The 6,149-nt window shown below is 63.1% G+C and carries 6 protein-coding genes; 1 reads left to right on the top strand and 5 read right to left on the bottom strand.

The window, feature by feature from the left end:
* From AAC083_RS07140 to AAC083_RS07120, 5 genes are all read right to left on the bottom strand, one after another.
* On the bottom strand, positions 1-255 hold a 255-nt coding region (locus tag AAC083_RS07140), incomplete at its 3' end, for an NAD(P)-binding domain-containing protein (RefSeq protein ID WP_181364679.1).
* A 77-nt stretch (positions 256-332) separates the two neighbouring features.
* A complete protein-coding gene (locus AAC083_RS07135; RefSeq protein WP_108536192.1) occupies positions 333-1,445 on the bottom strand; it encodes an enoyl-CoA hydratase/isomerase family protein in 1,113 nt (370 codons plus the stop codon).
* Positions 1,442-2,242, bottom strand: coding sequence for an enoyl-CoA hydratase (locus AAC083_RS07130; protein WP_108536191.1), 801 nt, complete (start codon positions 2,240-2,242; stop codon positions 1,442-1,444). The genes AAC083_RS07135 and AAC083_RS07130 overlap by 4 nt, the downstream gene beginning before the upstream one ends.
* Positions 2,243-2,347: 105 nt before the next feature.
* Positions 2,348-3,505 (bottom strand): acyl-CoA dehydrogenase family protein, encoded by a 1,158-nt coding sequence (locus AAC083_RS07125; protein WP_181364678.1) that lies wholly within the window; start codon positions 3,503-3,505, stop codon positions 2,348-2,350.
* Positions 3,506-3,616: 111 nt separating this feature from the next.
* The gene (locus tag AAC083_RS07120; RefSeq protein WP_108536190.1) at positions 3,617-5,128 is read right to left on the bottom strand and encodes a CoA-acylating methylmalonate-semialdehyde dehydrogenase; all 1,512 of its coding nucleotides are present in this window, start codon (positions 5,126-5,128) and stop codon (positions 3,617-3,619) included.
* Positions 5,129-5,381: 253 nt separating this feature from the next.
* Between AAC083_RS07120 and AAC083_RS07115 the strand changes: the two genes are divergently transcribed.
* Positions 5,382-6,149, top strand: a 768-nt coding sequence (locus tag AAC083_RS07115) for an acyl-CoA dehydrogenase family protein (RefSeq protein WP_108536189.1), incomplete at its 3' end; no start/stop codon positions are given.

Here is a 6,149-nt window from a genome sequence, read left to right as displayed (position 1 = left end):
CAGCAGATCCTGTCCACCATTGCCGCCAAGCCAAAGCGCCCGAACATGCTCACCGGCGGGCAGCATGCTGATGACCACCTCACAATCGGCCACCGCCTCGCGGGCATCTCCTGCGGCGATACAACCCGCGGCGATCGCCTTGGCAACACTCTCCGGCATCAAGTCAAACACCTGAACCCCATGCCCCGCCCTGGCCAGGTTGGCGGCCATGGGCCCACCCATGTTGCCCAGCCCGATAAACCCTATCCGTGTCATCTTGTCTGCTCCTTGCCGTGCTGGTTATCCAGCAACCTGTGTCTATTCATCCGCCCTGGCGCCTGACGCTCTCAGGCTCAAGGCGTCAGGGGGTTTTTCCCTTCGGGCCAGCGATAGAAGGCATCCAGCCAGTCAGTGCCGGGCGGTGGCGCCTGCCAGCGAGGTGATTTGTCCTTGTCGATGAGCAGCGCACGCACCCCTTCTACAAAATCCCCCCTCAGCACGCAGTTGACCGAGAGCGCCAGCTCATCGGCAAACACCTCGGTCAGCGACTGGCGGCGCGCCTGCCAGTACTGGCGCCACAGGATGGCGCGGCTGATGGGGCTGCCGCCGCGACAGATGTCGCGGGCCTGCGCCAGGCTCCCTTCGCCCAGTTCGAGCTCGAAGAGAGCATCGTACAACCGATCCAGTACCCCTTGCAGGGTGCGCCCGGCCAGCAGGGCATCGATCTTGGCCTGATGGGGCATGATCACAGGGGCTGGCAGCAGTTGGTCTGCCTCTGCCTGCAAGCCGCTAAGCAACTGTGCGATCTGCTCGCGCGGCGCGACCTTTCCCCCCCACCCCAATTCGGCCAGCCGCGGCAACAAGCCAGCCCGCTCGCGGCTGGACATGGCGTGATCCGCCAGTCCCAGGCCGATGGCATCCGCGCCGTTGAAACGCGCACCAGTGAGCCCGAGCCAGAGTCCGAGTCGTCCCGGCATCCGGCTTAAAAACCAGCTGGCCCCTACATCGGGATAGAGACCGATAGTCACCTCTGGCATGGCGAACAGGCTCTTCTCGGTCACCACCCGAAAGTCGGCGCCAGCGAACAGGCCTATGCCGCCCCCCATGCAGATGCCATCCGCCACGCAGATGAGGGGCTTGGCATAACGGTGAATATGGTGATCGAGCCGATACTCCTGCTCAAAAAAATCCCGTGCATATCCAAACAGCGCCTGCTCGCTCTCCTCCTGTTTGCGGTAATAGAAGGAACGGATGTCACCGCCGGCGCAAAACGCCTTCTCGCCAGCCCCTTGCAATACCACGCAGACCACACCGGGATCCTGCTCCCATTGCGTGAGCGCACGCTGCAGAGCCTGGATCATCGGCAGACTCAGGGCGTTGAGGGAGGCAGGACTGTCCAGGGTCAACACGCCGATATGATGGCCATCCGCCGTGGGGTGGGTGGCTACACGTACCGCGTCATTCATGCATCGTCCCCCTGCTTTGCAGATACCTCGTATTGCCAGCACGGGGGCCGCTTCTCCAGGAAAGCCGCCACCCCTTCACGCTGGTTGGCGTCCTCAAACAGCTTGAGGAACATATGACGCTCCAGCGGCAAGGCACCATCACGAGGGCCACAGCGACCCTGATTGATAAGGCGCTTGCAGGCATGCAGGGCGCTCGGGCTCTGGCGCTCCACCAGCTGGGCCATCTGGTGCGCCGCGTCCCAGGCGTGCCCTGTTTTCACCACCTCCTCCACCAGCCTCATCTCGTAGGCCAAGGTGGCATTGACCTTCTCGCCACAGAGGATCATCCGCTTTGCCCAACCGGGCCCCACCAGCTCGGTGAGGCGCTGGGTGCCACCGGCGCAGGGCAGCAAGCCCACAGAGGCCTCCGGCAGTCCCAGCATGGCCTGCTGTTCGGCGATGCGGATATCGCAGGCCAGCGCCACCTCCAGCCCGCCCCCCATGGCATAACCATTGATGGCGGCTATGCTGACGCCGTGGAAATCGGCCAGTGCCTGGAAGGCGCGGCCAAAGGCCTCGGCCACCTCACGCGCATGATCCAGATCGCCATCGGCAAACATCTTGAGATCGGCGCCGGCGCAGAAGAACTTGTCCCCCGCCCCGCGGATCACCAGCGCCACCACATCGGGGCGGCTTTCGAGCTCCACCATCATCTGCAAGAAGGCCTGCAAGCTGGCCAGGGTCCAGGTGTTGGCGGGCGGATGGTCGAAGGTGATGTAAGCCACGTGACCGTGATATTCGAGCCTGATCCTTGTCATTGCATTGTCCTTGTAAATGAGACTGCCCCATGATGACAGGGTTGAATGGAGCCAACATTCGACTGACTCACAAAGCCTGACGACGGTTCAGGGGCAAATAATGTGTTAAGCCAGCGACAGACCGGGATCTGCCAGCAGGCGGCGGGCGATGATCAGCCGCATCACCTCGTTGGTGCCTTCCAGGATGCGGTGGACCCGGGTATCACGCAGGTAGCGCTCCAGCGGATACTCGCGGATATAACCATAGCCGCCAAAAAGTTGCAGAGCCTCGTCACAGACGCGATAACCTACATCGGTGGCAAAACGCTTGGCCATGGCGCACCAGGCACTCTTGTCCGGACTCCCCCTGTCCAGCTTGTCAGCGGCCTGACGTACCATCAGGCGAGCCGCCGCCAGCTCGGTGGCCATGTCGGCAAGGCGAAACTGCACACTCTGAAATTCGCTGATAGGGTGGCCAAACTGCTGGCGTTGCTGCACATGGGCCAGCGCATCGTCCAGCGCCTGCTGGGCGGTACCCACAGAACAGGTGGCGATGTTGATGCGCCCGCCATCCAGCGCCTGCATGGCAAACTTGAACCCTTCCCCCTCCTGACCCAATCGATAGTTCGCGGGAATGCGCACCCCGTTGAAGGCCACTTCACGGGTGGGCTGACTGTTCCAGCCCATCTTCTCCTCCGCCTTGCCGTAGACAATCCCCTCACTGTCGGCGGGCACCATGAAGGCAGAGATCCCCTTGGCCCCGTCGCCCCCGGTGCGGGCCATCACCACCAGCACGTCCGTGCTGCCTGCCCCCGAAATGAACACCTTGCTGCCGTCGATGAGATAGCTCTCGCCGTCACGCACCGCACGGGTCTTGAGTGCCGCCGCATCTGAGCCCGCCCCCGGCTCGGTGAGACAATAAGAGCCAAGCAGCTCGCCGCTGGCGAGCCTGGGCACCCATTGCTCGGCGACATCGCCAGGCAGCCAGCTGCCCAACATCCAGCTCACCATGTTGTGGATGGTGAGGTAGGCAGTGGTAGAGGTGCAGCCCATGGCGAGGCGTTCGAAGATGAGGCTGGCATCGAGCCGGGGCAGACCAAGCCCGCCATATTGTTCCGGGGTATAGAGGCCGCAAAAGCCGAGCGCCGCCGCCTGTTTGATGGTGGGAATGGGAAACTCGTGATCTCTGTCCCAACGGGCGGCATGGGGTTTGAGCGCCTCATTGGCAAAGGCGGTCGCCACCTCGACATAAGCCTGTTGATCCTCGGTCAGGGTAAAATCCATTTTGTCCGCTTCCTTGTGTCCTGTGTCTGTTGTCTGTCTGACCCACGCGCAACGCAGGTTGATAGCCAGGTTCGCGCCAGTCGGCATTGCCCAGTCCTGTCTCTTTCTCCCTTAACGCAGGCTGATGGTCATATTGGGGCCTGTGGGGATCTCCTCGTCGAACCAGCGTTCGGTCACCGTCTTGGTCTCGGTGTAGAAGCGCACCGCCTGCTTGCCATAGGCGTGCAGATCCCCGTAGAAGGAGCCGCGCCAGCCGGTGAAGGAGAAAAATGGCAGCGGTACCGGAATGGGCACGTTGATCCCCACCTGACCCACAGCCACCTCGTGACGAAACTTGCGGGCCGCAGCGCCGCAGCCGGTGAAGATAGAGGTGCCGTTGCCGTAGGGGTTGGTGTTGATGAGGGTCAGCGCCTCGTCCAGATTGGCTACTTCCAGGCAGGCGAGCACAGGGCCGAAAATCTCCTCTTTATAAATTCGCATCTCTGGGGTCACACCGCGAAACAGGGTCGGCCCCACCCAGTTGCCCACCGGATAACCCGCCACATCACAGACGCGGCCATCGAGCAGGCATTCGGCCCCCTCCTTGATCCCCGCCTCGATGAGGCCCTCTACCCTGACTTTCGCCTCCGGGCTGATGAGGGGACCGTAGGCCGCCTCGGGATCGTGCCAGACCCCTGGCCTCACCTTGGCAAACTCGGCGGCAAGCTCGGGGATCCACTCCCGGGCACCGCCCACAAATACCGCCACACTGATGGCCATGCAGCGTTGCCCGGCCGCGCCGACACCAGCCCCCACCAGGTTGCTCAGCACCTGCCCCTTGTTGGCATCCGGCATGATCACCATGTGATTCTTGGCACCGACGAAACACTGGGCCCGTTTGAGGTGTTCAGTGGCGGTGCGATAGACGTGGGCCCCGACCCGGGCAGAGCCGACGAAGCTGACCGCCTTCACATCCGGATGGCACAACAGCGCATCCACCTGTTCGGCGCCGCCGTGTACAACGGAGAGGATGCCCTTGGGGGCCCCTGCCTCGGTGAACAGCTCGGCCAGCCGCATGGGGGTGAGCGGATCCTGCTCGGAAGGCTTGAGCACGAAGCCGTTGCCGCAGGCCACCGCCAGCGGGAACATCCACAGCGGTATCATGGCGGGGAAGTTGAACGGCGTGATGCCGACACAGACCCCCAGCGGCTGCACCCAGGAGTGGCCATCGACCCGGCGCGCGACGTTACCCATGGTCTCCCCCATGGTCTGGCTGGCGATGCCGCAGGCCTGCTCCACCACCTCGATACCGCGCCACACATCTCCCTTGGCGTCCGCCAGATTCTTGCCGGTCTCCTGGGCCAGCAGGGAGGCCAGCTCATCGTGATGGGCTTTTAGCAGATGCTGGTAGTTGAACATGACCCGCGCCCGCTCGGGGGCTGGCACATCCCGCCACAGCAGATAGGCGTCGTGGGCACTGCGCACCGCGCGCTCCACCTCGGCCGGGGTAGCCCTCGGCACCCGCGCCAGCAGACTCTGATCCGCCGGATTGGTCACCTCGATCCACGCCTCGCTCGTGGAAGCACAGGCCTCGCCACCGATATAAAGCGGCACATCGCCGTACTGGGTCTGATGGTTACTCATGCCCTGCTCTCCTTGCTGGCAGACTGCAATGGGTACTGGCTGGTCATGCCGCTCACTCCTTGAGTTCGGTTGATGGAGGGGAAGCGAGCCGCCTTGCAGCCGCCACCCGACAAATTTACCTTAGACTAACAATCAATTTACGTTTACGCTAACGTAAACTTAACGCACAAATGGACTGACCAGTTTGGCCCCCTATTTCGGCTCGTCGGGGCAGTCAGACCGGTAAGCCCCCGTCATTCAAAGGAGAGCAAGGATGCACGCAGTGATGGATGAGACCCTTTGCGCCCTGACCGAGCAGGTCGAGGCCTTCTGCCAGAAAGTGATAGCGCCGCGCGCCGCCGAGATCGATCACAGCAACGCCTTCCCGCGCGATCTCTGGCCGCAAATGGGCGAACTCGGGCTGCACGGTATCACGGTGGCGGAGGAGTATGACGGCGTGAGCCTCGGCTATCTGGCCCACGTGCTGGTGATGGAGCAGGTGAGCCGCGCCAGCGCCTCGGTCGGCCTCTCCTACGGCGCCCACTCCAACCTCTGCATCAACCAGATCCACCGCCACGGCACCCCTGATCAAAAGGCGCGCTATCTGCCCTCCCTCGTCAGTGGCCAGCACGTGGGGGCCCTGGCCATGAGTGAGCCGGAAGCCGGCTCAGACGTGGTCAGCATGCGCCTGACCGCCGCTCGCGAGGGGGAGCATTTCGTCCTGAACGGCAACAAAATGTGGATCACCAATGGCCCGGATGCCGATACCTTCGTCATCTATGCCAAGACGGATGCCCAGGCCGGGCCCAAGGGAATATCGGCTTTTATCGTCGAGGCGGGCACGCCCGGTTTTACCACGGCCCAGAAGCTCGACAAGCTCGGCATGCGCGGCTCCAGCACCTGCGAGCTGGTATTCGACCACTGCCGCATCCCGCAACAGAACCTGCTCGGCCCCCTGCACGGCGGGGTCAAGGTGCTGATGAGCGGGCTCGATTACGAGCGGGTGGTACTGGCGGCGGGCCCCCTTGGCATCATGCAGGCC

Source organism: Aeromonas sp. HMWF014, from assembly GCF_963878295.1.
GTDB classification, from domain to species: Bacteria; Pseudomonadota; Gammaproteobacteria; order Enterobacterales; family Aeromonadaceae; genus Aeromonas; species Aeromonas popoffii.
Note: the sequence above shows the minus strand (reverse complement) of the source record. Positions and strands in the feature narration are given on the sequence as shown.

Excerpts from the sequence above, each read along its gene's own strand:
- AAC083_RS07135 (WP_108536192.1), bottom strand. The coding sequence starts at position 1,445 with ATGAATGACGCGGTACGTGTAGCCACCCACCCCACGGCGGATGGCCAT.
- AAC083_RS07130 (WP_108536191.1), bottom strand. The coding sequence starts at position 2,242 with ATGACAAGGATCAGGCTCGAATATCACGGTCACGTGGCTTACATCACC.
- AAC083_RS07125 (WP_181364678.1), bottom strand. The coding sequence starts at position 3,505 with ATGGATTTTACCCTGACCGAGGATCAACAGGCTTATGTCGAGGTGGCG.
- AAC083_RS07120 (WP_108536190.1), bottom strand. The coding sequence starts at position 5,128 with ATGAGTAACCATCAGACCCAGTACGGCGATGTGCCGCTTTATATCGGT.